The following is a 26,619-nucleotide window of genomic DNA, read 5'->3' as shown; positions in this document are numbered from 1 at the left end:
CAGATGAAAAATCATTGGCAACTAAAAAATGAACAAGAAATAAACGGGGTGATTGAAAAAGCAAAGCAAACGTTTCCTTTTCTTCAAGATGATCAGCTCATACAACATCGTGCCCAATTGTTTAAAGCACTTGGAGATGAAACACGTTTGCGTATTGTTGGTATGTTAACGCACAGCGATTTATGTGTATGTGAGATTACAGCTGCCTTGCAGCTACCCCCATCGACTGTCACGCATCATTTGAAATTGCTTGAGCGTGGAAACGTAGTGAGCGTATATAAGCAGGGGAAATTTACAATTTATCAACTAAATCAAGAAGTGGTGATGCCACTTATGGAAGAAAGAAGAGATGTTCATGTTTAACATGTTTGCGGATTGGTTAGTTGAGGATGTATTCGGACTGTCGATCACTTCAAAGTTTGGAGGAGCACTCCATTTTTTTATTTATGATACGTTAAAAATTCTTTTTTTATTGTCTGTGATGGTGTTTACTATTTCGTTTGTACGTAGCTATTTTCCGCCTGAAAAAGTAAAGCAGTGGATTAGCGGGAAGAAAAAAGGGATTGCGGGCGTACTAGCAGCTTTGCTTGGAGTCGTATCACCATTTTGTTCATGTTCAACCGTTCCTCTTTTTATTGGATTTGTTGAGGCAGGCATTCCACTTGGGGTGACGTTTACCTTTTTAATTTCGTCACCGATTGTCAATGAAGTCTCACTTGTTATGTTGTTTTCGATTTTCGGATGGAAAATTGCCGTGTTGTACGTCTTGTTTGGTGTATTATTAGCCATGATCGCTGGATTGGTGATTGGAAAGTTGAATTTAGAGAAATACATCGAGCCATATGTGTTTGATATTAAATTAGGGGAATCTGTTGTCCAAGAAATGACGATGCGTGATCGATTCGCTTATGCAAAAACAAATGTCATTGATACCGTAAAAAAAATATGGATATTTTTGCTTATTGGTATTGGAATTGGGGCGTGGATTCACGGATATGTTCCTGAAGATTTACTCGTTCGTTATGCTGGAAAAGAAAGCATATTCGCTGTTCCAGTGGCGGTCATTCTTGGAGTACCGTTATATTCGAATGCAGTCGGATCACTTCCGATGATTGAAGCGTTAATGGGAAAAGGAGTGGCGTCGGGAACGGCACTTTCCTTTATGATGGCGATGACAGCGCTATCGTTCCCAGAGATGGTGTTGCTTCGCAAAGTGATGAAACCGCAACTCATTGGTATATTTGTCCTTATTGCAACCATTGGCATTATCGCCATTGGCTATATATTTAATGCGATATTGTAGGAGGATGAGAAAATGGTGATTAAAGTGTTAGGAACAGGATGTAAAAAATGTAAAGAGCTCGAACAAAACGTTCGAATGGCCATTGCGCAACTTCAAATCGATGCGCAAGTAGAGAAAGTAGAGGATATTGGAAAAATTATGAGCTATGGGGTGATGAGTACACCGGCGCTTGTAGTAAATGAAAAAGTTGTATCAACAGGAAAACTGTTATCTGTCGATGAAGTCAAGGCGTTCATAAAATAAGAGGCGGCGTACAAAACGCCCCCTCTCTATTTTATTGGTTGAACATTTTCTTTTTGAACATCGAACGTTCGTGGATATTCGTCCATGTAAGGCTGCAAATATGCTTCCCGCACTTCGTGCCGCATCCATCCCATAAGCGCAACAATCAAAACGAAACAGGCGATTGATGCGTAAAACCATTTGGGAGTATCTTTTTTCATTGCTACATATAAAAGGGCACATAGTACAATTGTCAATAAAATCGATGTAAGTAAAAGCGTTGTAAGCAGCAAATCATCGCCCATAAACAATAGCATGACATCGCGGCGAAATGACATGAGCAACAAAGAACCGAATACTAATTGCAACAATGTAATCCAAAACGTCACTTTCACACCGCCAATTTTTAACGTTTGTTCAACGTCAGATAACGTTTGTTTTTTCTGTTTCCACGTAAAGTAGAAGTACATATAAAATCCACCGGCAGCTAGGCTAGCTAAAATAAAGTGAGCATATCGTTGCCAAATTTGTGGATAATGAACAATGCTATGGAAAAAGCCGTTTGCAGTTTCCCATTTCTCTGGATATAGCATAGAAACGATATTGACGATGAAAATGAACGGGATAAACAGTAAAATAGCTGACGCAATAAGACCAACAATAAAATGCAATCCTTTTTTATTTTCCCATTTTTCCCATGAAAACTTATATAAATATAAGAGAAGAAAGGATGTAATCAGCAGAATAATGATGCTGAGCCACGCTTTTCCGATTAACAAAGTAGATGTATAAAAGTATTGCGTATAAATGACGCTAATAATTAACAGAGGAGCGACGCCGAGAACAACAGCAATACTTTTGTGAACGGAAGCATGGAACGAACAAATGCGAGCCATATCGTCCAATCTTTTTGATTTCTTAATCATTCCAACTCCTTCGAGGGCGATAGCGCCATTGGCGAGCGATATTGTAAGATTCACAAATACAATATGAAGAAGGAAAGTTAAAACGATTAAAAACTCAAGTAACGATAAATTTCCTGGTATTGGCAAGGGAAAGTCTGGTGGGATGGCTAATTGTAATACATGCATATGTGTTTCCACTCCTTTCTAGTTTTGTTCATTAACCACCTTATATAAATAAGCAGCGAGTGCTTCAAGTTCCTCTTCTGTTCCAACAAACGGTGGCATCATAGGTCTTACGTTATGCATGTTTGGAATAAATGACTTAATTGTCTCCTGAGACCATCCGTCAAGCCGATTAGCGAGTGCTCGTTTTGAACGCCAGCCATCGATTGTATGACATGCCAAACATTGTCCTAGATAAATTTCGCGCCCGGCTTCAAGTTTGTTTTCATCTGTTATTTCTTTTACCTTGGCAATTGTTGAATGAGCCAAGTATCCTTCTCGATTCATTGCTTCTGCTTTTGCTTTGGTAATTCCGTTTACATACATATAGTTGTAAATGATATACGGTTTCCGAACGGATTCGCGAACGACTTCGAATTCACCGATAAAGCCAATGGCTGAAACAAACATTGCTAACGCGAGCACTATCGGTAGTTTTTTTGGTCGAATAACGAGCCAAGCGAGAAAAACGACAATTAGTACAAACGCAAAAATATTTAACACGTTAAATGTTTGTTCAGGTAAGCCGGTTGACCAGACAATAAGCTTCGCGGCTTGCTCGGGGATCGATTTCAAATACCAAAGCCCAAAAACAAATGTTGCCGGTAGTGAAATTGCACCCCAAATTGAGAAAATACGAAAGAGCTGTGGGCGAACGTCTTCATCTTTAACAAACAGGCGTACGAAGATTGTAAACAACGAAATAGTCAGCGTGACAGCTAAAAATGTGCGAAACGCTAGTGAAGGTAAGTATGTTGGATTGAAAAAGGCGTTCCAAAACGAAAGCGTTTCCATCCAACGGCCGGGTGTAAGTTTAGCCGCTAAAATACCCGTAATGATCGCCATCGTAAGCCACGAAAAAATGGAAAGAGTAATGCCGATATTCAGATGTTTTTGCTTTTTTCTTCCTTCTTTCCACTTCTCCCACGTATAGTAGTAAATGAGGAGGAGTACAACTTCTCCGATAAAAATGACCCATTCTGTTACCCATGCCCAGAAAAAGATGCGCAACAAGGAACCGATGGAATCTGGCTGAATCACCATTGTAGAAAGCCAAATTCCTACCCCTGTCATAGCGCCGATAGTTGTTGTGATGATAACGATCCACTTTGTCATTTGTTTAGCTAGTTGATCCAATTTTGCATTTTTTGTTTGCATGGCATAATATTCAGTTGATACAACGATAGCTGTTGCGCCGATCGCTACCCCATGGCTAATGAGAACATGAATAATAGCGATGAGTGCAACGATGTTTCCGTTCCCAAACCACGGAAATTCAACGATTGGAAAATTCACTTTCATTCATCTCCCTTCATCAATTCTACCCGTTATCACTATAGCAATTGTTTGTGAAGTAAAAATGGTTATTTTGTGAGAAATGTTTTCGGAAAGTATTACGATTTTGTGGCAAATTATTGTACAATCCAGCCATCTGTGTAATAAAAGGCAGGAAGGAATGGACATATGGGTGCTGTGATTTGATTTTTGTTAGCTGGTGTTGCAGAAATTGGTGGAGGATATCTTGTATGGATTTGATTACGTGAAGGAAAGTCAGCGATGTATGGGATTGCTGGGGGAGTATGTTTAGCGTTATACGGTGTCATCGCAACATTTCAGTCATTCCCATCATTTGGACGTGTGTATGCGGCGTACGAAGGAATCTTCATTCTTTTATCTTTACTATGGGGGGATGGGGGATCGACAAAAAAACGCCAGATTTGTATGATTGGATTAGTGGGTTTGTATGTTTAGTTGGTGTGGCAATTATGCTATAGGCACCGAGACAGTAAGGAGGATACACATGCCTTTAACATATGAGCAAATTGTTCGGATTTGTAAGCAAATTAACGACAAGCATATGCCGGATGGACAAGCGTTCGTTGATGCAGTTGATGAATGGTTGGAACGATATGATGGGGAAAATGGGAAGGAATTTATGTTTCAAGCATTTAAAAAATTGCTTTCGCTTGTTGATGAACATATTCATACAATTGAGCGCAAAGTGAATATTCGCCCAACTTGTACAAAAGGGTGTACACACTGTTGCTATTTTCCTATTATTACGACGCGTGCAGAAGCAACATGGATTATGACTCATATTGCTAAACTGCCAAATGACGAGCAAGAACGCATATATAAGCATATACAATGGTATATTCAACACTGCTCGGAACAAATAAAGCGAGTAGAAACGTTAGATTTTACAGAAGAGAGAAATTTTAAAAAAATATATATGAAAGAGCAATTACCTTGTATATTTTTAAATCCCGAAACAAATACATGTTTCATTTATGATGTACGACCTATTCCATGTCGCACGTATGTGAACTACTGTTCACCGAGTGTATGTGCGAAATCGCATATGCCTAATGAACCGTTTAGTTATGAATTTTTATATGAGTTTTATATCGAGTCGCTTCATGATTTGATTCAAACGCTCATTTATGAAGGGGAAGATGTAGGGATCGACTATCCAGACGATTTGTTTACGATGGACTATTTGTTTTGTTATTTTATTAACGAAAAGAAATAACCATGTCTAGCGCCCATGTAAGCGCTAGACATAGTTTGCTTAAATGAGTTGTTCATATACTTCATTTAAATGATAAACTCGAACAACATCTTGTTCTTCTTTTGCATACTTCATTTCTTGACGAAGCATGCGATCTAAAAATGCCGCTTCTTTTTGCGATAAATCCCGAACGAATTGTTCCTCGTTTTTGTATGATTTACTCATCAGTTTTTTATATAAATGAACGGCTATCATGTGATGCCGATCAGCATAGTTTGTTAATGCCTCACGCAAATAAGCCAACGTTTGATTCAACCGCCCACCTCCTCAATAGTAGGGTAAGCGATTTCGTGATCAATTATGTGCGTTATAAGAAAATCTCTTGTAAGATACGGTCTTCGTCAAGAAGTTGAATGGCACGCTTTCGGTATTGTTCATCATGAATATAAGTATAACGGTTTGGCTTGATCGTTGGCGCGATGTTGATCGCTTGGCGATATTCTTCTTTATTTAAACGCAATGTTTTGACGTAGTCAAAAAATCCGGTACGTGCAAACACTTTTGTGATACGTTCCGCTCGATGTTGTTGTACGTGTGCCATGATATACGTAGCGATCCCAACTTGAATGCCATGCATATGCGGTGATTCGCTAATTTGATCAAGCGCATGGGAGATTAAATGTTCAGATCCGCTAATAGGTGCGCTATTCCCACTAATAACTGTTGAAATGCCACCCATCGTTAAGGAACTAATTAGTTCTTTTAAAAAAATGGGATGCTTAATGTTTTGCATTGGCGTACGAATGAAACTATTGACTGCCTTTTTGCTAATCATCGCTGCAAAAGCATTGACACGGCTAACTCCATGGTTTTGTTCGAACTCCCAGTCATACAAAGCTGTAATATTCGACATTAAATCCCCGACGCCCGCTAAAATAAAACGATCCGGTGCCTGTTGAACGATACGCAAATCAGCTAAAATGCCAAATGGTACTTTGGCGGGAACGGTTGTTTTTTTACCGTTGACAAGTAACGAACAGTTAGTACTTGCAAACCCGTCATTTGACGCAGATGTCGGTATGCTAAGAAACGGCACTTGTCGTAAGAACGCCATATATTTGCCGCAATCAATGACTGCTCCGCCACCCATGGCCATCATGACATCACAGTGAGGAAGTTCAAACGCCTTTTTCATAATGTCAACGATATCAAGCTGGGGGGGTAAGCAAACAGTGTGAACAGCAGCAGATGAAATGGCTCGCTTCATTTCTTTCTCGTACGTTTGATAAGTGAAATCATCAAATAATATAACAGCTTTAGAAAAACGATACGTTTTCATCAGCTCGTCGATGCGCCAAATGACACCTTCTCCAATTTCAAGAATGGATGGAATAGGGATGTTCATTTCAATACTCCTTTTTCTTGTAAATAACGTTCAACATCCGCAAACGTGTCCACAGGAACAAAAGGAATATGTTGTTCGCGCAACAACGCTTGTAACGTTCCTTTTGCAAATGTGACATCTGCGACTTTGGATGCATGAACATCTGGTTCGCTATCGCCGATAAAATAAACCGTTTTGTACGTTTGTTTTAATGTGCGAACGACACTTGATTTATCAATACCGTATCGTTCTGAATAATGAATATGATTCGGATCAATGCGCATATGAATATTTTTATCGTGATAATACCCTTCATTAGAAAAAATGTCTACGCCACGTATATTGTACTTTTTGAAAATATGGCGAATATAGTAATCCGATCCGGCGCTTAGCACGTAAAAATCGCCACCGTTTTGTTGGATGCGTGTAATAAAGGGTAAAACTGTTTCGTCAATCGGAATGTTATAAATATCTTCAATAATTTTTTCTTCATCTTGATGAATAGATGTAAAGACGGTGCTTAAAAAGTCAATATCTTTTATTTTTCCAGCCCGCCATTGTTGAAATAATTGTTCACCTTCAGGAAAATATTTTTCAATAACAATCCAGTAAAAGTCTTGATGCGAAATCGTTCCGTCAAAGTCAGAAACAAATGCCCATTTGTTCATAAGAAAACCTCCACTTTCGATAGGATATGCAATTAAACAGTACGTTCATCAAAGAAATCGAATCGCTTGAGCGACATCGTAGTCGCTTCGTTGTAATGAGGTAGATTGCCCGAGAATCATTTTGGATAGTTCGAAGCCGACGTATGGTCCTGCAGTCAAACCGGATGCCCCAAGGCCGTTTGCAACATAAAGCCCTTCGATCTGTGGGACGGCACCGAATACAGGTAAAAAGTTTGGTGCGTGAGGTCGGAAGCCGACACGTGTTTCTAAGTGAGTCCAATCAGCAAGATGGGGGGCGACGGTTAACGCTTTATGTAACACTTCATATATTCCACCAGCAGTCACGCGACAATCGATGCCAACACCATCTTCATGTGTAGCCCCAATGACAATTTTTCCTTTTGGGAAGGCGAGTATATATTGGTTGTTTGGTGGCATGACGACAGGCCAATGATCAGTATGTTGCTCAAGGTTTTGTAAATGGACGATTTGTGCTCGCTGGGGGGTAATGAGAAAATCAATACTTAGCGGTAAAAGTAACGATTTTGCCCAAACTCCTGCCGCGACAATAACCGCATCCGCTTCATAACGTTCATTCCCAACTGTAGCGCCAATAACCCGTCCATTTTTATGCAAAAGGGTCGCACTTCCTTTTATATATGTTGCCCCTAATTGAATAGCAGCATGAATAAGAGAACGTCGCAATGCGCGTCCGTCCACTCGAGCAGCTCCGCTTACATATAGCGCTTCGTATTCGTCACTTAATACAGGAAATCGTATTTTTACGTCTTGCGAAGATAGACGAATAATCTCTCCAATTTCAGGCGCTTCTTCACGCCGATTGTACAAACGCTCTTCCATGCTTTGTAACTTATTATCATCATGATGTAAGCAAATTGCTCCGACACGTTTATATCCTGTTTGATGACCATATGTTTGTAATTGTTCAATGAGATGGGGATAAAATGCCGCACCGCCTTTGGCAAGCGCATACCACTTTTTATTTCGCCGTTGTGACGTCCACGGGCAAATGATTCCTGCTGCTGCATCTGTTGCTTGCCCTCGGTCTTCACGATCGATTAAAATCACCTGCCCTTTTTCTTTTGCTAGATGAAAGGCAATAGAAGCACCAACAATTCCAGCCCCGATGACGATATAACGATTCATTGCTCACACCTTTTCTTTCGTTGTTTCGTACCATTACAATAACATAAGACGTCAAAAAAGCAAGGGACGCCCCTTGCTTTTTCAATAAAACCATTTAGCCATTTCATAATATAGTGGCATGCCGATCGTTAAGTTAAACGGAAATGTAAGCCCGAGTGCCATGCCAAGATAAATCGCAGGATTTGCTTCAGGAACGGATGCGCGCATCGCTGCTGGGGCAGCAATATATGAAGCACTTGCAGCAAGCACGCTAAGTAAAATGGTTCCTCCCAACGATAGCCCTGAATAATAACCGATCACAACTCCTAAAAAGCCGTATACAGGAGGTAAAAGAATACCTAATGCAAGCAGTTTGATCCCATATTTACGTACGGCTGCAAGCTGATTTCCGGCTGTTAAACCCATTCCTAGTAAAAAGAGAACGAGAACACTTGGGTATAAATCAATAAACAACGGTTTCACAATCGTAAGGGCACGATCGCCGCCGATCAACCCGACGAGAAGGCTGCCGACCATTAAAAAGACGCTTTTTCCAAATAGACCTTCTTTAATGATTGGTCCGTATACAGATGTAGCTGAGAAACGATATACTACTTCTTGCTTATATGAGCGATTTTCTAACAATTTCAATATGACGAGGGACACGATAATCGCAGGGCTTTCTAACAAGACGACAAAGGCGTTCATGTAGCTTTCGTACGAAATATTTGCTTGTTCAACAAAAGCGATTGCGGCACCAAATGTAACGATGCTAACGGATCCGTAAGTTGCTGCAATGCCGGTTGCATTTTTACGATCAATGCCAAGACGGCGGCAAATCATAAACGTAATGATTGGAATAATGATACCAAGCGACAACGTTCCAACTAACGGGCGAACGAGTTCATGAAAAGAATGTTCCGCAAGTTCAATGCCACCTTTCATTCCGATTGCGATTAACAAATAGATGCTTAACGATTCATTTAACCCGGTAGGTAATTTTAAATCTGATTTGACGAGAGCAGCAATAATGCCGAGAATAAAAAATAAAATAGCTGGCGATGTTAAATTGTTGATAATCATTTCTTGCATAGCAATCCTCTCCTTCTATTTCTTTTTTATACTCAACAAAAAAGCCGGAAACATTTTTCGATTTGGTCGAAAAATATTTCCGGCGTATCTTTTACTGACCGCAATCGGCCTTTAAAAGATCAACCTTGTATATCGATTGGTTCTTGTAATAAAAAGACGATCATCCGTTCCCCTGTTTTTGTGCTAATATCTGTATGCATGCTTGTTACTTGCTTACCTGTTAATGTATAAATCATTTGTTTTAGTTGCTCGCTACCTGATTCAATTAAATCTGCGCGAATGCGTTTAATCGACAACATACCTTCTTTTGTTTCGCACAATACTTTTTCAGCAGGAGTTAAAATGCCGCGCAACTGCACGATGACCATATTTCGTAAAATATCTGTTTTCACAGAGAGTGGACCGCGACCTAAATATTCTTTTTCCCATTGAGTAAGGGCGCGACTAATTTGATCTTCTAGTTCCCCTTTTGTTCTCATACGAATCCCCCCTTTAGAAACGAAAATCGGCATGCTACACATCATGTGAAGCATACCGATGTATCTTTAGCCTAAACGGTTTTAACGTTTGCCTTTTCGCTTTCGCCATGTCACCACGTCAAAAGCGCTAAGGTAAAACAATGGAACTGTTTGGCTATCAATCGCTCGGTGCAATAATTTGTTTTTAATTTTATAGGTCTTAAAAAATTATGTCAAGGGAAAAGATTGATGTTATACATAGATATGCCATGATAGAATAAAAGGAAAGGGGAAGATAAGGAATGGGGGAGAAAGTTTGAAACTGTATTTTATTGTAAACCCTTCTGCTAAAAATGGAAAATGCAAAAAAATATGGTATAAAATTGAACAAGTGCTTCGACGACAGCATATTTGTTATCGTGTTGCGTTCACACAAAAACAAGGAGACGGGGCGAAATTAGCACAACAAATAGCAGAACAGACAAATGAACCGATTACATTAATTGCTGTTGGGGGAGACGGAACAATTCACGAAGTAATGAACGGGGTCGCGATGTACAGTCATGTGACTGTAGGGTATATGCCCGCTGGGACAGGAAACGATTTTGCTCGTGGGATACAAATTCCAATAAAGTGGAGTGAGGCTCTTAGCTACATGTTATCGAGTGTTAAGGACGCGCATGTAGATGTATATGACATTGGAACGTTTAAAGGTGTAAAACAAGGTGTTTTTGTGAATAACGTTGGTTGTGGATTCGATGCACATATTTCACGAAGGGTGAACCATTCTAAATGGAAACATCTGTTAAATCGGTTGTATTTGGGGAAGTTTGTTTATGTGCTTTATTTATTGAAAGAATTGTTCGCATATAAACCAACCGTTGTGCAATTGACTATTGATCAAAAACAATATACGTTCTCAAACGCGTGGCTTGTCACCGTTGCAAATCATCCATATTATGGCGGTGGAATGAAGATTGCTCCATTTGCGCTGTCAAATGATCAGCATTTTGATGTTGTCGTTGTCGATAATATATCACGTTTAAAATTGCTCGCTTTATTTGTGACAGTTTTCTGGGGCGGTCATGTGAAGATGAAAGAAGTACATATGTTTCAAGGGAAATATATTCATATTTGTAGCAATACGTCTCTTCCCCTTCATGCAGATGGCGAGCAAATTGGCGAAGGCGAAATTACGATTTCAGTAAACAAACAAATACGTGTGCTGAAGTAGCCCGAATGGATTTTCATCTATTCGGGATTTTATTTTGACAAGAAAAAAGTTGTATGTTAAAAGAAAGACAAGCATATAAAGAAAATAAGAATCATTATGTTTTGGAGGGAGCATATGGAGAAAGTGGTTGGTAAGAAAGGAGATTTAGCTTCATTGATATTATTTATATCCATCATGACCTTATTTTTATTTGGGGATGTTCTTGTTAAGGAAGTAAACGTTCCTTCATTTGCTTTGCAAGTAGGAACAATTTTCCTAAGTATCTTGTTGGAAGCTATTCCATTTATTTTACTAGGTGTATTTGCCTCTTCATTGATTCAGACGTTCGTTTCGGAACAGATGGTACAAAAATGGATTCCGAAACGTCCAATTGTTGCACTTGTTCCAGCGGCAGTTGTTGGTGCCTTGCTACCTATTTGTGAATGTGCCATCATTCCTGTTGTTCGTCGACTCATCACAAAAGGAATGCCACTTCATGTAGGGGTAGTTATTATGGTAACGGCACCGATTTTAAACCCTGTTGTATTTGCGTCTACGTACTATGCGTTTTCGGCAAATATGTCTATCGTTTATGGAAGAATGGGCATTGCATTTGTTGCGTCTTTGATTATTGGCTTAATCGTTTATGTTATTTTTCGGAATCATTTGCCATTAAAGTCGATTAAGCATTCACATGATCATCATGTAAATAGTCGACTAACAGCAACGTTGACTCACGCAGTTGATGAATTTTTTGATGTTGGTCGCTACTTAATTATTGGGGCATTTGTCGCTAGTTTCTTTCAAGTTGTGATTCATCGTGAAATATTAGTTGAAGTTGGACAACACGAAATAATTGGCCCGGCTTTAATGATGGGATTTGCTTATGTGTTGTCGCTTTGTTCAGAGGCAGATGCGTTTGTTGCGGCATCGTTTACATCGACATTTGCTCCAGCGTCTCTGTTAGCATTTTTAATATATGGTCCAATGATTGATTTTAAAAATACGTTAATGATGCTTGCATATTTTCGGCGAAGATTTGTCGTTATATTTATCGGTGTTGTGACGACTGTTGTGTATGTGTGCGTCTATATATTTCACTTCATAGGATGAGGAGGGGTGATGATGATTCGAGGTGTTTTATTGTGTGGATATGCTTTATTGTTTATCAAATTATTATTAAGCGGGAACTTGACAAACTATATCGTCCCTAAAATGTTACCTTTTATTTATTTTGCAACGTTCACAATTTTACTACTTGGAAGTATACAAATATGGAGAAAGGAAGAGGATGGATGTTGTCATCATTGTGAAGGCGGGCATCATGTTCCGAAAACAGTCGGACAAAGCATACGAGTGTATGGAGTGTTTATTGTTCCGTTGCTTATCGGTTTTATGTTTTCAAACTATGTACTAGATAGTGCACTTGCAGCTAAACGTGGTGTGCAGTTAGGTGGAAGAGAAATAAGTGAAGAAAATAAACAGATGGTCGAACAGTTTTTAGAAGATCCAGAAGGGTATATGCAAAATATTGACAATCAAATTGAAAATATTATGCAAGATGAAGGTACGGAAAAAGTTGAGAAACAAGAACAGTTAAAAGAAGATTTATTAGAGGCACAAACGGTTGTTGTAAACGATGACAAGTACGTATCAACATTAAACTTCATTAACGAACAAATCGACGCTATGATTGGGAAAAGAATTGAAATTACAGGATTTGTATTTCGAGAACGTGATTTTGCTGCCGATGAGTTTGTTGTTGCGCGTTATGGATTAACTTGTTGTGTGGCTGATGCAACAGTTTATGGGATATTAGTAAAAACAGATCAGGCAGCAAAATGGGAAAACGACACATGGGTAAAGGTTGAAGGGATTATTGACGAAACGACATACAGAGAGAGATTTGTTCCCGTAATCATAAAGCCAAGTGTCACCGTTGTGAATGCGCCAGATCAACCGTATGTATATGAGTATTAAAGGCTCTAGCCATCGTGAAGGGGTGGAAAAATGAAAGTGATTATTGCTGAAAAACCTGATCAAGGAAAGACGCTTGCATCTATTTTTCAAACAAAAAAACGAGAAGGGTATATTGAAATTTTACCGAATGAGCTGTTTCCGAAAGGCGCTTATATGACATGGGCAGTTGGACATTTATTTGAATTAGCTTCTCCGGAAACGTATGAAGCAAGCTGGAAGCGGTGGACACTAGATACGTTGCCGATCATTCCTAATCGTTTTCAATATAAAATGGATCGAAAAAAGGTGAAACAATTTTCCATTATTAAACAATTACTCCATCAGCCAGAAGTGACAGAAATTATTCATGCAGGCGATGCAGGGAGAGAAGGAGAATTGATTATTCGAAATATCATTTATATGAGCGGCGTCAAAAAACCGATCAAACGGCTTTGGATTTCATCGTTAACACCGAAAGCAATCGAACAAGGCTTTCGCCAGTTGTTAGATGAAAACGAGACCCGTCCGCTATATGAAGAGGCGTATGCGCGGACGTGTGCCGATTGGCTTGTTGGCATGAACGCATCGAGAGTGTACACAATTTTATTGAAACAAAAAGGGATGAACGATGTTTTTTCCGTCGGGCGTGTGCAAACGCCGACGCTTGCATTAATTGTGAGACGAGAAAAAGAAATTGAACAGTTTCGTCCCGAGCCGTTTTGGGAAGTTGTTGCTACGTTTGATGTGAATGGAAAACGATACGAAGGAAAGTGGTGGCATGAAAATGAAACAAGAACATATGATCAGCAGCTCGCCGAAAAGGTGAGCGCATTTTGCAGAGGAAAACAAGTAGAGATAGAAGAAGTTACATGTGAGCGAAAAACATTTTTACCGCCGCTTTTGTTTAATTTATCAACATTACAAGCAACAGCCAACAAGCGATTTAAATATTCACCACAAAAAACACTAGATATATTACAAAAGCTATATCAAAAAGGATATGTATCGTATCCGCGTTCGGATTCACAATATGTCACGAAAGGGGAAGCGGAAACGTTTCCGCATATTTTAAAGTGGCTTGCCCAAAAGGAAGAGTATGCTTCTTATTTTCCACTTGCTCATTATTCAATTTTACATAATAAAAGTTATGTAAACGAAAAGAAAGTAACAGATCACTATGCCATTATCCCGACTGAACAAGTTCCAGATTTGGAAAAACTGAGCCATGATGAGCGAAATATTTACGATCTTATCGTTCGACGCTTGATCGCTGCCCATTGTGAAGAGGCGGTATTTGACTATACGACGATGATTACTCTTGTCGATGGACGGGCACGTTTCATTTCAAAAGGAAAAAAGCAAATACAAGCAGGATGGCGGAACGTCCTTATGTCACAAGATGATGATGTGCAGCTTTTACCAAATGTACAAAGCGGAGAAAAAGGGACTGTATATGATGTGCATGTGAAAGAAGGAAAAACACAGCCGCCAAAGCGATACACGGAAGGCGAGCTGATTACGTTAATGAAGACAGCAGGGAAATTTTTAGACGATGAACAACTAGAAAAAGTATTAGCAAAAACAGAAGGACTCGGTACGGAAGCGACTCGTGCTTCCATTATTACAACATTAAAGGAACGAAACTATATCGAAATAAAAAATAATCAAGTATATGCAACCGATAAAGGAAAAGTATTAATTGAAGCCATCGGTCCACATATTTTAGCGTCACCCGAGATGACAGCGAAATGGGAGCAACGATTAAGTGAAATTGGCGAACAAAAGGCGTCAGCTACACATTTTATGGAATAAGTCAAAAAATTAGCAGCGAAAATCGTAACAGATGCGGTGCAAATGGCAAGCAGCTGGTCGTTTGAAGGGCTTGATATGGCTTCGATTCGGCGAAAGAAAAAAACAACGATCGGAAAACATGTTGGGACTTGTAAGTTTTGTGGGGGATCCGTCATTGATAAAGGTTCGTTTTACGGCTGTGTCAATTACGCAAAAACAAAGTGCTCATTTACTATTTCAAAAACGATGTTAGGAAAATCCATTTCACAAACAAACATAAAAAAATTGTTAACAGAAGGAAAGACAAATGTCATCAAAGGGTTTAAAAAGGGAGAAAACACATTTAACGCTGCGCTCATATGGGATGAAAAAGAAAAACGTATATCGTTTTCGTTTGAAAAATAGGAGGACTGCCTCCTATTTTTCAACATCACCATTCCACTCGTTCATGCCACCAGTCATATTATATATATTTGTAAACCCTTCTTTCGCTAGCAATTCGCTTGCTTGCGCTGAGCGATTACCTGAACGACAAACAACGATATATGTCTCGTCTTTTTTCAGTTCATTTATGCGCTCTTTCAGTTGTTGTAAAGGAAGTAACATCGCACCTGGAATATGACCAGAAGCGTATTCTTCTTCTGTTCGAACATCAAGAACAACAACGTCTCCTTTTTGGATCATTTGTGCTGCTTCATCAACAGAAATGTTTGCATACCCCCCTTGTGCACATCCGCTTATGATGAAAAGAAATACGAATAAAAGAACTGCCCATTTTTTCATTTTGTTCCCAACCTCCGTATATAATCGAATACCCACTCGTGTATTCTAACTGATTTTTTTCATTTCTTCAAACGTTTCGACACCATTGTTATTTTAATGTGTAGTACAATGAAAAAAAGGTTTACATGGAAAGAAGGGAAAATGATGTATCAATCGATTATCGATTTGATCGGAAACACGCCCATTGTGAAGCTCAATCGGGTCGTTTTTCGAGAGGGAGCAAGTGTATATATAAAGCTCGAGTCGTTTAATCCAGGTGGAAGCGTGAAAGATCGCGCAGCTAGACGAATGATTGAACGAGCAGAACAAGAAGGGAAAATCGTCCCTTATGAAAGCACAATTATTGAGCCGACATCAGGAAATACAGGAATTGGATTAGCGATGGTATGTGCAGCAAAAGGATATCGTTGCATTATTACGATGCCAGATAATGCAACGAAAGAACGTGTGAATTTATTGAAAGCATATGGGGCAGAAGTGTATTTAACTCCGGCAGCTTTGCGCATGCAAGGGGCGATTGATGAAGCGTATCGGCTTGCCGAGAACATTCCAAACAGCTTTATACCTATGCAATTTGAAAATGAAGCAAATCCAGATGCTCATCGGGTTAGCACAGCGCTTGAAATTATAGAAGCATTTCCAGATGGGATTGATGCGTTTGTACTTACGGCAGGAACTGGCGGGACAGTAACAGGAACGGGGGAAGAATTAAAGAAAAAATTTCCTCGTTTACGCATTTATGTTGTGGAACCATACGGGTCTCCCGTTCTTTCGGGTGGGCAACCGGGGCCGCATAAAATTCCTGGTACTGGGCCAGGTTTTATTCCCCGCATTTTAAATCGAACGGTGTATGATGATGTTTTGCTCGTCAAAGATGAAGAAGCGCAAATGATGGCAAGAAGATTAGCGAAAGAAGAAGGAATTTTTGTCGGAGCTTCAGCTGGAGCGGCAGCTTATTGTGCTATTCAAGTGGCTCGCACTCTTCCGAAAGATGCACGTGTACTTTGCATGGCACCAGATACAGGAGAACGATATTTATCATCCGATTTATTTAGCGGATAAGAGCGATCAAAAATGTCGAGGCTATAAAATAAAAAGGAGTGATTGTATGTTTCAAGAAGAAGTAAAAACGATAGGCGGTCTTCGTCTTCATGTCATTCCGACAAAAAAATATAAAACGAATACGCTCGTATTAAAGATGAAAGCGCCGTTATGTGAACGAGATGTAACGATGCGAGCCCTTGTTCCATACGTACTACAAAACGCTACCGAGCGGCATCCGTCGATGAAAGCGTTACGTACATATTTAGACGAACTATATGGTGCTACTTTACAAGTTGATTTAGCGAAAAAAGGAGAAAATCATATTATTACTATTCGAATGGATATTGCAAACGAAAAATTTTTAGGTGACACATCGCCATTATTACGTGAAGCGTTGACGTTATTTAGCGATATGCTATTTCGTCCGTTTACCGAGGGAGATGGATTTTCTGTTGCGATCGTTGAACAGGAGAAACGGGCATTGAAACAAAAAATCCAATCGTTGTTTGACGATAAAATGCGATATGCCCAACATCGACTCATGGAAGAAATGTATAAAGGTTCACCTTATGCGCTTGATGTTCACGGTAAACTAGAGGATGTCGATTCGATTGACGCTAAACGTTTATATGAACATTATGAGCACATGTTGAAACACGATGAAATAGATTTATACATCGTTGGGGATGTCATGTTAGCTGATGTAGAACATGATGTGGCTGAACGTTTTTCGCTAGAAGTGCGCCCGCCGCGTTCAATAGCGACACCGACGATCATAAGACGAACGGATGTGCAAGAAGTTGTAGAAAAACAAGATGTGAAACAAGGGAAGCTTCATCTCGGCTATCGAACGAATACGACATATAATGATCCAGATTATGATGCGTTACAAGTATGGAATGGGATATTTGGAGGATTTGCACATTCAAAATTGTTTATTAATGTGCGCGAAAAAGCGAGTTTAGCTTATTATGCAGCTTCTCGTATTGAAAGTCACCAAGGAATGATGATGGTCATGGCGGGAATTGACCCAAGCAAGTACGAGCGTGCACTCGAAATCATCCATGCTCAAGCAGAGGGGATGCGTAACGGGCAATTTAGCGATGAAGAAATCGTTCAAACAAAAGCGGTCATTCGTAATCAACTATTAGAGACGATCGATACCGCAAGAGGAATGATCGAAATGTCTTATCATAATGTCATTGCAACAAATCAACGTCCGTTACAACAGTGGCTTGAAGGAATTGAAAAAGTGACGCGAGAAGATATCGTTCGTGTGGGGAAAAAAATTGAATTAGATACGATTTATTTTTTAACGGAGAAGGAAGGTGAGAAAAAATGAAAATCATTCACCACGATCAACTACAGGAACAATTATTTTATGAACGGTTAAACAATGGATTACATGTTTACATTTTGCCAAAAAAAGAATTTAACAAAACATATGCGACGTTTACAACGAAATACGGTTCGGTGGATAACTACTTCACCCCATACGGAAAAACAACGATGAAAAAAGTACCAGATGGCATCGCTCATTTTTTAGAACATAAATTGTTTGAAAAAGAAGATGGCGATGTATTTCAAACGTTTAGCAAACAAGGGGCATCTGCGAATGCTTTTACGTCTTTCACACGCACCGCCTATTTATTTTCTAGTACAACAAATGTAGAAAAAAATTTAGAAACGTTACTTGATTTCGTGCAAGAGCCGTATTTTACAGAACAAACGGTTGAAAAGGAAAAAGGGATTATCGGTCAAGAAATTCGCATGTATGATGACAATCCGGATTGGCGTTTGTATTTTGGGACAATCGAAAGCATGTATCATCACCATCCCGTAAAAATTGATATTGCAGGAACGGTAGAGTCGATTTCACACATTACGAAAGACTTATTATATGAGTGTTATGAAACGTTTTATCATCCGAGCAACATGTTATTGTTTGTTACAGGTCCTATTGATCCATCCGCTATACTTGAACAAATTCGAACGAATCAAGCGAAAAAAACGTTCCGTCCGCCGACAGAGATCGAGCGATTTCGTTATGAGGAGCCGACTCATGTTGCTCGTGAACGACATGTCATTGAAATGAACGTGCAAACGCCAAAATGTTTCGTTGGTGTAAAAGCGAACAACGTATATACAAAAGGAAAAGACAAGTTAAAACATGAATGTACCATCGGCTTATTGCTCGACTATTTATTTGGAAAAAGCTCGCTGCATTATGAGCGGTTGTATCAACAAGGATTAATTGACGAAACATTTATGGTTGACTATACGGAAGAAAGTGATTTTGGGTTCGGCTTAGTTGGCGGTGACACATCGCAACCTGATCAATTAGCGATAGAAATTCAGCGTATTCTTTTGGAGTTTGACGATATTGATGATGAGCAAGTCGAACGAATGAAAAGAAAAAAGATCGGCACATTTTTACGTTCGTTAAATTCTCTTGAATATGTTGCAAATCAGTTTACTCGGTATGCGTTTGATCATATGAGTTTGTTCGATGTTGTGGAAACGTTACAATCATTAACGTCTGACGATTTAAAAGCGGTCGCTCGCGAATGCTTTGTTCGCGAACAGTTTACTGTATGTCAAGTTGTTCCGAAAAGGTGAAATGAGATGAAATATGCTTTAATTACGGGAGCGAGCGGGGGAATTGGGCAAGAAATTGCTCGGCAGCTTGCTAAAGATGGGTATAGTTTATACTTACATTACTACAAAAATGAGCAATCCGTTCGACATGTAATGAAAGAAATATCCACAGACACATATGCGATTCAAGCTGATTTATCTCATCCTTCTGGGGTAGATGTGTTAATGTCTTCTATTTTCCATCCTATTGACGTGCTCATTCATAATAGTGGAATGAGTGCGTATGGATTGATGACGGACATGACTAATGAACAAGTAGAACAAATGGTGCAACTACATGTAACAAGTCCATTTTTACTGACAAAACGACTGTTGCCTTCTATGATTCAACAACGTCGTGGACAAATTGTAGTAATTTCATCCATTTGGGGGCTAACAGGTGCGTCTTGCGAAGTGTTATATTCGATGGTAAAAGGTGCGCAAAATACATTCGTTAAAGCGTTAGCAAAAGAAGTGGCTCCAAGTGGCATACGAGTCAATGCGATCGCTCCAGGGGCCATTGATACGCCGATGCTTCATGAGTTTACCGAAGAAGAGATGGAAGCGCTAATTGATGATATTCCACTCGGGCGAGTAGGGAAGCCGGAAGATGTGGCAAAAGCTGTGTCATTTTTAATTTCTGATCATGCATCGTATATTACAGGACAAATTTTATCTGTAAATGGCGGTTGGTATTGTTAAGCAAGCATAATTTTTTATGTTGTGAGGCAAACTGTTCTTGAAACGAATTTCAAGGAGGTTTGCATATGTCTGTTCTTGATAATTTTGAACAATGGAAAAGCTTTTTAGCTGATCGTCTTCATCAAGCACAAGAGCAAGGGATGAACCAGCAAGTCATTTCGGATATTGCTTATCAAATTGGGGATTATTTGGCGAAACAAGTCGATCCGAAAAACCCAGAAGAGCGTGTACTTGCCGATTTGTGGCATGTGGCAAATGAGCAAGAGCAACATGCTATTGCAAACATGATGATTAAACTTGTCCAAAATAAATAAGTCATGTAGGCACAAGCTGGTGATATCCACCAGCTTGTTTTACTATGTTTATCTGTTCACAAAAAACGGTCGTCCATTCTTTTCATTCTCGCATTCAAATGGTAAAATAAACATACATGCGTGTTTCGACAAAGCGTTGCTTAAATGATCGCATCGTGTAACGTAAAGGGGAGAAGGGGTATATGGAGAAAAAAGAATGGTATTTAGAGTATGAAATACATATGAATCGCCCGGGGTTGTTAGGAGATATCGCATCGCTCCTTGGCATGCTTTCCATTAATATCGTCACGATTAACGGAGTGGATGATTCGCGTCGAGGTATGCTTTTGTTATGTAAAAGTCATGAACAAATTGAGCGCTTACAATCCATTTTAGCGACGATGGAAGATATTACTGTAACGAAATTACGTGAACCGAAGCTTCGGGATCGTCTTGCTGTTCGGCATGGGCGTTATATTCAGCGCGATGCTGATGACAAAAAGACGTTTCGCTTTGTTAGAGACGAGTTAGGTTTGCTCGTTGATTTTATGGCAGAGCTGTTTAAACAAGAGGGGCATAAGTTAATTGGAATTCGCGGTATGCCACGCGTGGGGAAAACGGAATCGATCGTAGCTGCGAGCGTGTGTGCAAACAAGCGTTGGTTGTTTGTTTCTTCTACATTAATTAAACAGACGATTCGTAGTCAATTAATCGAAGATGAATATAGCGAAAATAATGTTTTTATTATTGACGGGATTGTTTCGACGCGTCGGTCAAACGAGCGACATTGGCAACTTATTCGTGAGCTCATGCGTCTACCGGCGACGAAAGTGATTGAACATCCTGACATTTTTGTAAGGCATACAGAATATAAGCTCGATGACTTTGACTATATCATTGAATTGCGTCACGATGCAGATGAGGAAATTACGTATGATCTCGTTGATCATTCCTCATTTTTTGGAAATGACGGATTTTCAAGTATCGATTTTTAAAGATGGAAGGTGTTTCCGTTGACAGAGTTAGGGAAGCGTTTGAAAGAAGCGAGAGAACAGCGTCATATGAGTTTAGATGATTTGCAAGAAATCACTAAAATTCAAAAACGATATTTAATCGCAATTGAACAAGGAAATTATGTCATTATGCCAGGGAAATTTTATGTTCGAGCATTTATTCGGCAATATGCCGAGGCAGTCGGCCTCGATGCTGACGAACTGTTTGAGCAATATGCAAACGAAATTCCAAATGCCCAACAAGAAGAACTTCCTGGCGAACTATCGCGTGTAAAATCGCGACAATTATCAGAACAAGGCGCAAAAGTGCTCGATGTTCTTCCGAAAATTTTGATCGGTACATTAGTGATTGGAGTGGCTGTTGTTCTTTGGTTTTTTTTCCAAAATCGGACGGTAAACGAAAAACCACAAGAGCAAGTGATTAACGAAAAGACAGAATTTGAACAGTCCGAGCAAGCAAACGAGCAACAACCGGAAAAACAAAGTGAGCAACAGTTTGAAAACGAAGGAGAAAATGAACAGCAGGAACAACCATTAGAAGCGACGGTTAAAGTAATTGAAACGAACGGGAGAAGATCGACACTTGAAGTGACAGGAGAGCAATTGATCATTGACATTGCAACAAAAGGTGACGCTTGGATTGAAGTGAAAAACGGAAAAGGAAAGGCGTTTGCACGGAAAATGATGTATGCAAATCAATCCGAAACATTTGATTTAACAAATGAAACAGAGGTATTGTTAGTCATCGGACAAACATTGAATGCAGAAGTAAAAATAAACGGGCAGACGCTTGAATATCCTGTCAATCCAAACGATCATGTGCGCCAAGATATTAATATTCTGTATAAAAAACAATAATGTTGGATGAAGTGTTGGAGGTAAGTGTTGTGAATATACCAAATCAAATTACGATTGCGCGAATGCTTCTTATTCCTTTCTTCCTTATTTTTCTGTTGGCACCGATTGATTTCGGTGTGATTCAAATCGGAACAGAACAGCTACCGGTAACACACGCCATAGCTGCGCTTATTTTTATTATCGCATCAACAACAGATTGGGTTGACGGATACTATGCACGAAAATATGGATTAGTAACGAATTTAGGGAAGTTTCTAGACCCTCTCGCAGATAAATTACTTGTATCTGCTGCGCTCATTGCGCTTGTCGAATTAGGCTTAGCTCCTGCATGGATCGTCATTGTCATTATTAGCCGTGAATTTGCTGTAACCGGATTACGGCTTGTATTAGCGGGAGAAGGTGAAGTGGTAGCAGCGAATATGCTTGGAAAAATTAAAACGTGGACGCAAATTGTAGCGATTGCTGCGCTTCTTTTGCATAATCTTCCCTTTTCCCTTTTGTCGTTTCCGTTTGCGGACATCTCGTTGTGGGCTGCACTTGTTTTCACGATTTGGTCAGGATGGGATTACTTTGCGAAAAATAAACACGCATTTCGTCATTCAAAGTAAATAAAAAGGGATGGGAGAAAGATGAAAGCAGAACTTATTGCGGTCGGTTCAGAACTTTTACTTGGTCAAATTGCAAATACGAACGCTCAGTTTTTATCGCAACAATTAGCTGAAATAGGAATAGATGTGTATTACCATACGGTTGTTGGCGATAACCCTCAAAGACTTACACATGCGATTGAAGTAGCGAAGCAACGCTCGAACTTAATTATTTTCACAGGGGGACTTGGTCCGACAAAAGACGATTTAACGAAAGAAACGATTGCAAACATGTTAAATAAATCGCTCGTTTTAGATGAAGAAGCATGGCGTTCTATTTGTGATTATTTTGCGAAAACGAAGCGCCCGATGTCCCCGAACAATCGAAAGCAGGCGCTCGTATTGGAAGGAAGTTATGTGTTAAAAAATGAACATGGGATGGCTCCGGGAATGGCACTTACTGTTGATCACATCACGTACATGCTCCTCCCGGGTCCGCCAAAAGAAATGCAACCGATGTTCATCAAATATGGACGTCCTTTTTTATTGCAAAAACGTCATGTTCGCGAGAAAATTGTTTCACGTGTTCTCCGCTTTTTTCATATCGGTGAATCACAGTTAGAAGCAGAAATCGAGGATTTCATCGATGCTCAAACAAATCCGACGATTGCTCCGCTGGCGTCTGATGGCGAAGTAACTCTTCGCTTAACAGCGAAGCATGAGCGTGAAGAAGAAGCAAAGCGGCTCATTGATGAGTTGGAGCAAAACATTTTAGCCCGCGTTCATCCTTACTTTTACGGTTATAATGATGACACGTTGTTTAGCAAATTGTTAGCTACATTGAAAGAAAACAATCAGACGCTCGCTGTTGCTGAAAGTTTAACGGGAGGTTTATTTTTAGAAGAAATGACAGCACTCCCAACGGCTTCTACAGTTATCGCGGGGGGAGTTGTTTGTTATACGAATGAAATAAAGGAAAATGTGCTCCATGTGCCGAAAGAAGTATTACAAACGGAGGGGGCAGTTAGTGAACGATGCGCGCAGTTGATGGCAGAAAATGTTCGAAAGCTTTGCGGAAGCAATATCGGTATTAGTTTTACAGGTGTTGCAGGACCGGACGAGTTGGAAGGAAAGCCAGTAGGAACGGTATGGATAGGAATTGCAACAGAACGAAGGACAAAGACATTTGCCCTTACATTATCAGGCGGACGCCGAGCCATTCGGATGCGTACAGCGAAATACGGTTGTTATTATTTACTACAGCTGCTACATTAATTTACGAACACTTATTCGATTTTTCTTGGCAAATAAATAGAAAAGCTGTATAGTAATAAGTAGCAGTTACTGCTTTATTTTTCACGAGCAAAAGGAGGAGTTTCTTTGAACGATCGTCAAGCAGCATTAGAACAAGCGTTAAAGCAAATTGAGAAACAGTTTGGAAAAGGTTCAATTATGAAGCTAGGGGAGCAAACAGATCGTCAAATTTCGACGGTATCGAGCGGCTCTCTTGCCCTTGATATTGCGCTAGGCGTAGGAGGATATCCGCGCGGACGTATTATTGAAATTTACGGTCCAGAGTCTTCGGGGAAAACAACGGTTGCCCTTCACGCGATTGCAGAAGTGCAAAAGCAAGGGGGGCAAGCCGCATTTATTGATGCGGAACATGCGTTAGACCCTGTTTATGCTGAAAAATTAGGGGTCAATATCGATGAATTGTTGCTTTCACAGCCAGATACAGGGGAGCAGGCGTTAGAAATCGCCGAAGCGCTCGTGCGAAGCGGGGCAGTTGACATTATCGTCATTGACTCAGTTGCAGCTCTTGTTCCGAAGGCAGAGATTGAAGGAGAAATGGGCGATTCTCACGTTGGATTGCAGGCGCGACTCATGTCCCAAGCGTTACGTAAACTATCAGGCGCCATCAACAAATCTAAAACGATCGCCATCTTCATTAACCAAATAAGGGAAAAAGTAGGAGTTATGTTTGGAAATCGATATATGGTTGCTTAATTTCGTTACATGTTCACAAATTGTAGTTCTTTCTATATCCTCTCTCTAGGAGGAGATATGATTTGGTTGTTAAAGTGGGAAATAGAACATTTAGAAATATAGAGCAGTGGCAAGTTGATTATATCGTTCAAAATTCGAACAAGAAATTAACCGAAATATCGCGTGAAACACGGTTAGATCCTCGAAGGATTGGGGAAATCATCAAACTTTTAGGAATACAGAGGCAGAGACATTGGAAGGTGTATTTACCCAAAACAGAAGAGGTTGAGAGGGAGTTAAGAAATCCTTATTTATCCCACGTAGAGATTGCTAAAAAGTATGGTGTAACTGATACTTGTGTGGCAAAGAGAAGAAAAGAACTTGGGGTGAAGGTTCGACGGAAAAACTTTGATACACAAATCGAGCAACAGGTTGAACAAATTCTTGAACAACTTGATCTAGCGTATATAAAACAAAAACGAATAGATAAATGGTCTATTGATTTTTATCTTGGAAGAAAACATTGTATCGATGTCCATGGTGAATGGGCTCACTCAACAAAAAAGGTACAAGATCGAGATGTTAGAAAGAGAGAATATTTATCAAAAAAAGGCTATCGTTATTTGGTTATATACGAAAAAGAACTACAAAATATTGAACATGTAACAGAAAAAATTAAGCAATTTACTCTGGGTTTCCCTTGCTAGTGATAGCAAGAAAAAAACCTTGTGAACCCGATTGCCTAGGGGTGTGCGAAGTTTGTATACTTCGTGCTAACGGTGGAGCCCTCCAAGATTTATGGGGTAATACCGTGCCAAGCCTTACTACTTTTATAGTAAGGAAGGTGTAGAGACTACCGAAAGGGGCATATGTTGCCACTGAGTAGGGTACAGCAGAGGATAGGCTACTGCTGGAAGCGCAAGGCTCTCCATGTTTGGAGATGAAGATATAGTCCACCCTATAGAGATGGTAAATCTATAGGATGTGCCAGAGACAACTCCTGGAGGTCGTGCATTGAAGTTTTATGCGTCTGTTCGTTTAGAAGTGCGTCGTGCAGAACAAATTAAACAAGGCAACGACATGGTTGGAAATAAGACGAAAATTAAAGTCGTGAAAAACAAAGTGGCGCCTCCGTTTAAAACAGCGGATGTAGATATTATGTATGGCGAAGGAATTTCAAAAGAAGGCGAAATTATTGATATGGGTGCTGAACTCGACATTATTCAAAAAAGTGGCGCTTGGTATTCATATAAAGATGAGCGACTAGGACAAGGACGAGAAAATGCAAAACAATTTTTAAAGGAAAATCCCCATATTATGGAAGAAATTGCACGTGAAATTCGCCAACATTATGGCATTACAGCAGGGGCATCGACGACATCCGTACGCGAAGATGATCTAGACTTTTTAGAATAATAAAAAGGTCGCCTTGCTTCAATAAAAAGGTGATTATGTGCATATATAGTCATGGAAAGGGTGCTCCGTTATTTCTGGAACACCCTCTTTTTTTGGAAAATAAAGCGATATGAAACGCTTTCCCACAATGGTGTGAGTAAAATATTTGTGGGTGACATTCAGGAATGATTCCCCGACGAGGGTTGCGAACTTTTGTTCGCGACGCTCGTCGGGGCCACCAAGCGAAGCGCGGTAGAAAAAAGCAAATGTCATGCAAAAAGGACTCTCTCCCTGCTATGATGGTGATGACCAACATCAATAAAACAGGAGGGAGAGAGTCCATGAAACATTTTACCACAGAATGGCCTTTATTAAAAGAGCTGGAGGAACAATTAGTCAGAACTCTTCAAAAGGTGTTCGCTGTCTTGTTGGCGGCCCTTTTGGAG

The 26,619-nt window shown here is 39.9% G+C and carries 26 protein-coding genes and 4 pseudogenes; 21 read left to right on the top strand and 9 right to left on the bottom strand.

All coding sequences use genetic code 11. The features are described from left to right. The first annotated feature begins 3 nt into the window (after positions 1 to 3). Genes LH47_RS05260 through LH47_RS05250 form a run of 3 tightly spaced genes read left to right on the top strand, consistent with a single transcriptional unit; the run spans position 4 to position 1,546 of the window. Positions 4 to 363: an ArsR/SmtB family transcription factor gene (locus tag LH47_RS05260; RefSeq protein ID WP_043965347.1), complete on the top strand. Its 360-nt coding sequence runs from the start codon at positions 4 to 6 to the stop codon at positions 361 to 363. After that, positions 356 to 1,303, top strand: a complete 948-nt coding sequence (locus LH47_RS05255; RefSeq protein WP_043965345.1) for a permease — start codon at positions 356 to 358, stop codon at positions 1,301 to 1,303. The genes LH47_RS05260 and LH47_RS05255 overlap by 8 nt, the downstream gene beginning before the upstream one ends. 12 nt (positions 1,304 to 1,315) lie before the next feature. Next, a complete protein-coding gene (locus LH47_RS05250) occupies positions 1,316 to 1,546 on the top strand; it encodes a thioredoxin family protein (protein ID WP_043965343.1) in 231 nt (76 codons plus the stop codon). Between the two features lie 26 nt (positions 1,547 to 1,572). On the opposite strand, the gene LH47_RS05245 is transcribed toward LH47_RS05250, so the two are convergent. Continuing rightward, the gene (locus LH47_RS05245; RefSeq protein ID WP_043965341.1) at positions 1,573 to 2,616 is read right to left on the bottom strand and encodes a cytochrome ubiquinol oxidase subunit I; all 1,044 of its coding nucleotides are present in this window, start codon (positions 2,614 to 2,616) and stop codon (positions 1,573 to 1,575) included. A gap of 18 nt (positions 2,617 to 2,634) precedes the next feature. Further along, positions 2,635 to 3,954 carry a c-type cytochrome gene (locus LH47_RS05240; RefSeq protein ID WP_235341059.1) on the bottom strand — a complete coding sequence of 440 codons (1,320 nt, stop codon included), beginning with the start codon at positions 3,952 to 3,954 and terminating at the stop codon, positions 2,635 to 2,637. A 183-nt stretch (positions 3,955 to 4,137) separates the two neighbouring features. On the opposite strand from LH47_RS05240, the pseudogene LH47_RS05235 reads away from it, so the two are divergent. Beyond that, positions 4,138 to 4,427, top strand: a pseudogene (locus LH47_RS05235) (YnfA family protein). Between the two features lie 26 nt (positions 4,428 to 4,453). After that, positions 4,454 to 5,185: a YkgJ family cysteine cluster protein gene (locus LH47_RS05230; RefSeq protein ID WP_043965339.1), complete on the top strand. Its 732-nt coding sequence runs from the start codon at positions 4,454 to 4,456 to the stop codon at positions 5,183 to 5,185. 39 nt (positions 5,186 to 5,224) lie between these two features. Here the strand turns inward: LH47_RS05230 and LH47_RS05225 are convergent, their stop codons facing one another. The 6 genes from LH47_RS05225 to LH47_RS05200 form a co-directional block, all read right to left on the bottom strand. Beyond that, complete coding sequence (locus LH47_RS05225; RefSeq protein ID WP_043965337.1) at positions 5,225 to 5,479, bottom strand: sigma-G-dependent sporulation-specific acid-soluble spore protein CsgA; 255 nt, start codon at positions 5,477 to 5,479, stop codon at positions 5,225 to 5,227. Positions 5,480 to 5,531: 52 nt separating this feature from the next. Continuing rightward, positions 5,532 to 6,569: an iron-containing alcohol dehydrogenase family protein gene (locus LH47_RS05220; RefSeq protein WP_043965336.1), complete on the bottom strand. Its 1,038-nt coding sequence runs from the start codon at positions 6,567 to 6,569 to the stop codon at positions 5,532 to 5,534. Beyond that, a complete protein-coding gene (locus LH47_RS05215) occupies positions 6,566 to 7,216 on the bottom strand; it encodes an MtnX-like HAD-IB family phosphatase (protein WP_043965334.1) in 651 nt (216 codons plus the stop codon). The genes LH47_RS05220 and LH47_RS05215 overlap by 4 nt, the downstream gene beginning before the upstream one ends. Before the next feature lie 48 nt (positions 7,217 to 7,264). After that, positions 7,265 to 8,383 carry an NAD(P)/FAD-dependent oxidoreductase gene (locus LH47_RS05210; RefSeq protein WP_043965332.1) on the bottom strand — a complete coding sequence of 373 codons (1,119 nt, stop codon included), beginning with the start codon at positions 8,381 to 8,383 and terminating at the stop codon, positions 7,265 to 7,267. Between the two features lie 81 nt (positions 8,384 to 8,464). After that, positions 8,465 to 9,454: a sodium-dependent bicarbonate transport family permease gene (locus LH47_RS05205; protein WP_043965330.1), complete on the bottom strand. Its 990-nt coding sequence runs from the start codon at positions 9,452 to 9,454 to the stop codon at positions 8,465 to 8,467. Between the two features lie 119 nt (positions 9,455 to 9,573). Continuing rightward, entirely contained in the window at positions 9,574 to 9,933 is a 360-nt protein-coding gene (locus LH47_RS05200) for a DUF2294 domain-containing protein (RefSeq protein ID WP_043965328.1), read from the bottom strand. A gap of 295 nt (positions 9,934 to 10,228) precedes the next feature. Between LH47_RS05200 and LH47_RS05195 the strand changes: the two genes are divergently transcribed. The 4 genes and pseudogenes from LH47_RS05195 (at position 10,229) to LH47_RS05180 (ending at position 15,280) form a co-directional block, all read left to right on the top strand. Continuing rightward, entirely contained in the window at positions 10,229 to 11,146 is a 918-nt protein-coding gene (locus tag LH47_RS05195; protein WP_043965326.1) for a diacylglycerol/lipid kinase family protein, read from the top strand. 114 nt (positions 11,147 to 11,260) lie between these two features. Beyond that, entirely contained in the window at positions 11,261 to 12,238 is a 978-nt protein-coding gene (locus LH47_RS05190; protein WP_043965324.1) for a permease, read from the top strand. 9 nt (positions 12,239 to 12,247) lie between these two features. Continuing rightward, the gene (locus LH47_RS05185) at positions 12,248 to 13,105 is read left to right on the top strand and encodes a TIGR03943 family putative permease subunit (RefSeq protein WP_235341061.1); all 858 of its coding nucleotides are present in this window, start codon (positions 12,248 to 12,250) and stop codon (positions 13,103 to 13,105) included. A gap of 30 nt (positions 13,106 to 13,135) precedes the next feature. Then, positions 13,136 to 15,280: pseudogene (locus tag LH47_RS05180) on the top strand (DNA topoisomerase III). A 12-nt stretch (positions 15,281 to 15,292) separates the two neighbouring features. Here LH47_RS05180 and LH47_RS05175 read toward each other — a convergent pair. After that, complete coding sequence (locus LH47_RS05175; protein ID WP_043965321.1) at positions 15,293 to 15,658, bottom strand: rhodanese-like domain-containing protein; 366 nt, start codon at positions 15,656 to 15,658, stop codon at positions 15,293 to 15,295. Positions 15,659 to 15,766: 108 nt separating this feature from the next. Between LH47_RS05175 and cysK the strand changes: the two genes are divergently transcribed. From cysK to LH47_RS05115, 12 genes and pseudogenes are all read left to right on the top strand, one after another. Beyond that, the gene (cysK, locus tag LH47_RS05170) at positions 15,767 to 16,720 is read left to right on the top strand and encodes a cysteine synthase A (RefSeq protein WP_043965319.1); all 954 of its coding nucleotides are present in this window, start codon (positions 15,767 to 15,769) and stop codon (positions 16,718 to 16,720) included. A 46-nt stretch (positions 16,721 to 16,766) separates the two neighbouring features. After that, positions 16,767 to 18,044, top strand: coding sequence for an EF-P 5-aminopentanol modification-associated protein YfmF (gene yfmF / locus LH47_RS05165; RefSeq protein WP_043965318.1), 1,278 nt, complete (start codon positions 16,767 to 16,769; stop codon positions 18,042 to 18,044). Continuing rightward, positions 18,041 to 19,321, top strand: a complete 1,281-nt coding sequence (gene yfmH, locus LH47_RS05160; RefSeq protein ID WP_043965316.1) for an EF-P 5-aminopentanol modification-associated protein YfmH — start codon at positions 18,041 to 18,043, stop codon at positions 19,319 to 19,321. The genes yfmF and yfmH overlap by 4 nt, the downstream gene beginning before the upstream one ends. 6 nt (positions 19,322 to 19,327) lie before the next feature. Beyond that, the gene (gene ymfI / locus LH47_RS05155) at positions 19,328 to 20,041 is read left to right on the top strand and encodes an elongation factor P 5-aminopentanone reductase (protein ID WP_043965314.1); all 714 of its coding nucleotides are present in this window, start codon (positions 19,328 to 19,330) and stop codon (positions 20,039 to 20,041) included. A 65-nt stretch (positions 20,042 to 20,106) separates the two neighbouring features. Next, on the top strand, positions 20,107 to 20,355 hold the full coding sequence (locus tag LH47_RS05150; protein ID WP_009362683.1) for a DUF3243 domain-containing protein: 249 nt from the start codon (positions 20,107 to 20,109) through the stop codon (positions 20,353 to 20,355). Positions 20,356 to 20,537: 182 nt separating this feature from the next. Next, complete coding sequence (locus LH47_RS05145; protein WP_043965312.1) at positions 20,538 to 21,329, top strand: DUF3388 domain-containing protein; 792 nt, start codon at positions 20,538 to 20,540, stop codon at positions 21,327 to 21,329. 9 nt (positions 21,330 to 21,338) lie between these two features. Further along, the gene (locus LH47_RS05140) at positions 21,339 to 22,205 is read left to right on the top strand and encodes a helix-turn-helix domain-containing protein (RefSeq protein ID WP_084221253.1); all 867 of its coding nucleotides are present in this window, start codon (positions 21,339 to 21,341) and stop codon (positions 22,203 to 22,205) included. Between the two features lie 29 nt (positions 22,206 to 22,234). Next, a complete protein-coding gene (gene pgsA, locus LH47_RS05135; RefSeq protein WP_043965307.1) occupies positions 22,235 to 22,813 on the top strand; it encodes a CDP-diacylglycerol--glycerol-3-phosphate 3-phosphatidyltransferase in 579 nt (192 codons plus the stop codon). A 21-nt stretch (positions 22,814 to 22,834) separates the two neighbouring features. After that, positions 22,835 to 24,067: a competence/damage-inducible protein A gene (locus LH47_RS05130; protein ID WP_043965305.1), complete on the top strand. Its 1,233-nt coding sequence runs from the start codon at positions 22,835 to 22,837 to the stop codon at positions 24,065 to 24,067. Between the two features lie 105 nt (positions 24,068 to 24,172). Continuing rightward, positions 24,173 to 24,781, top strand: a pseudogene (recA, locus tag LH47_RS05125) (recombinase RecA); the annotation flags it as partial. Positions 24,782 to 24,861: 80 nt separating this feature from the next. Beyond that, positions 24,862 to 25,485 (top strand): DUF559 domain-containing protein, encoded by a 624-nt coding sequence (locus LH47_RS05120; protein ID WP_009362677.1) that lies wholly within the window; start codon positions 24,862 to 24,864, stop codon positions 25,483 to 25,485. A gap of 280 nt (positions 25,486 to 25,765) precedes the next feature. Continuing rightward, a pseudogene (locus LH47_RS05115) lies at positions 25,766 to 26,194 on the top strand (recombinase RecA); the annotation flags it as partial. Positions 26,195 to 26,619 lie beyond the last annotated feature (425 nt).

This window comes from Anoxybacillus thermarum (genome assembly GCF_000836725.1).
Lineage (GTDB): Bacteria > Bacillota > Bacilli > Bacillales > Anoxybacillaceae > Anoxybacillus > Anoxybacillus thermarum.
The sequence above is the reverse complement of the archived record's forward strand: the minus strand, read 5'-3'. Positions and strand labels throughout refer to the sequence as shown.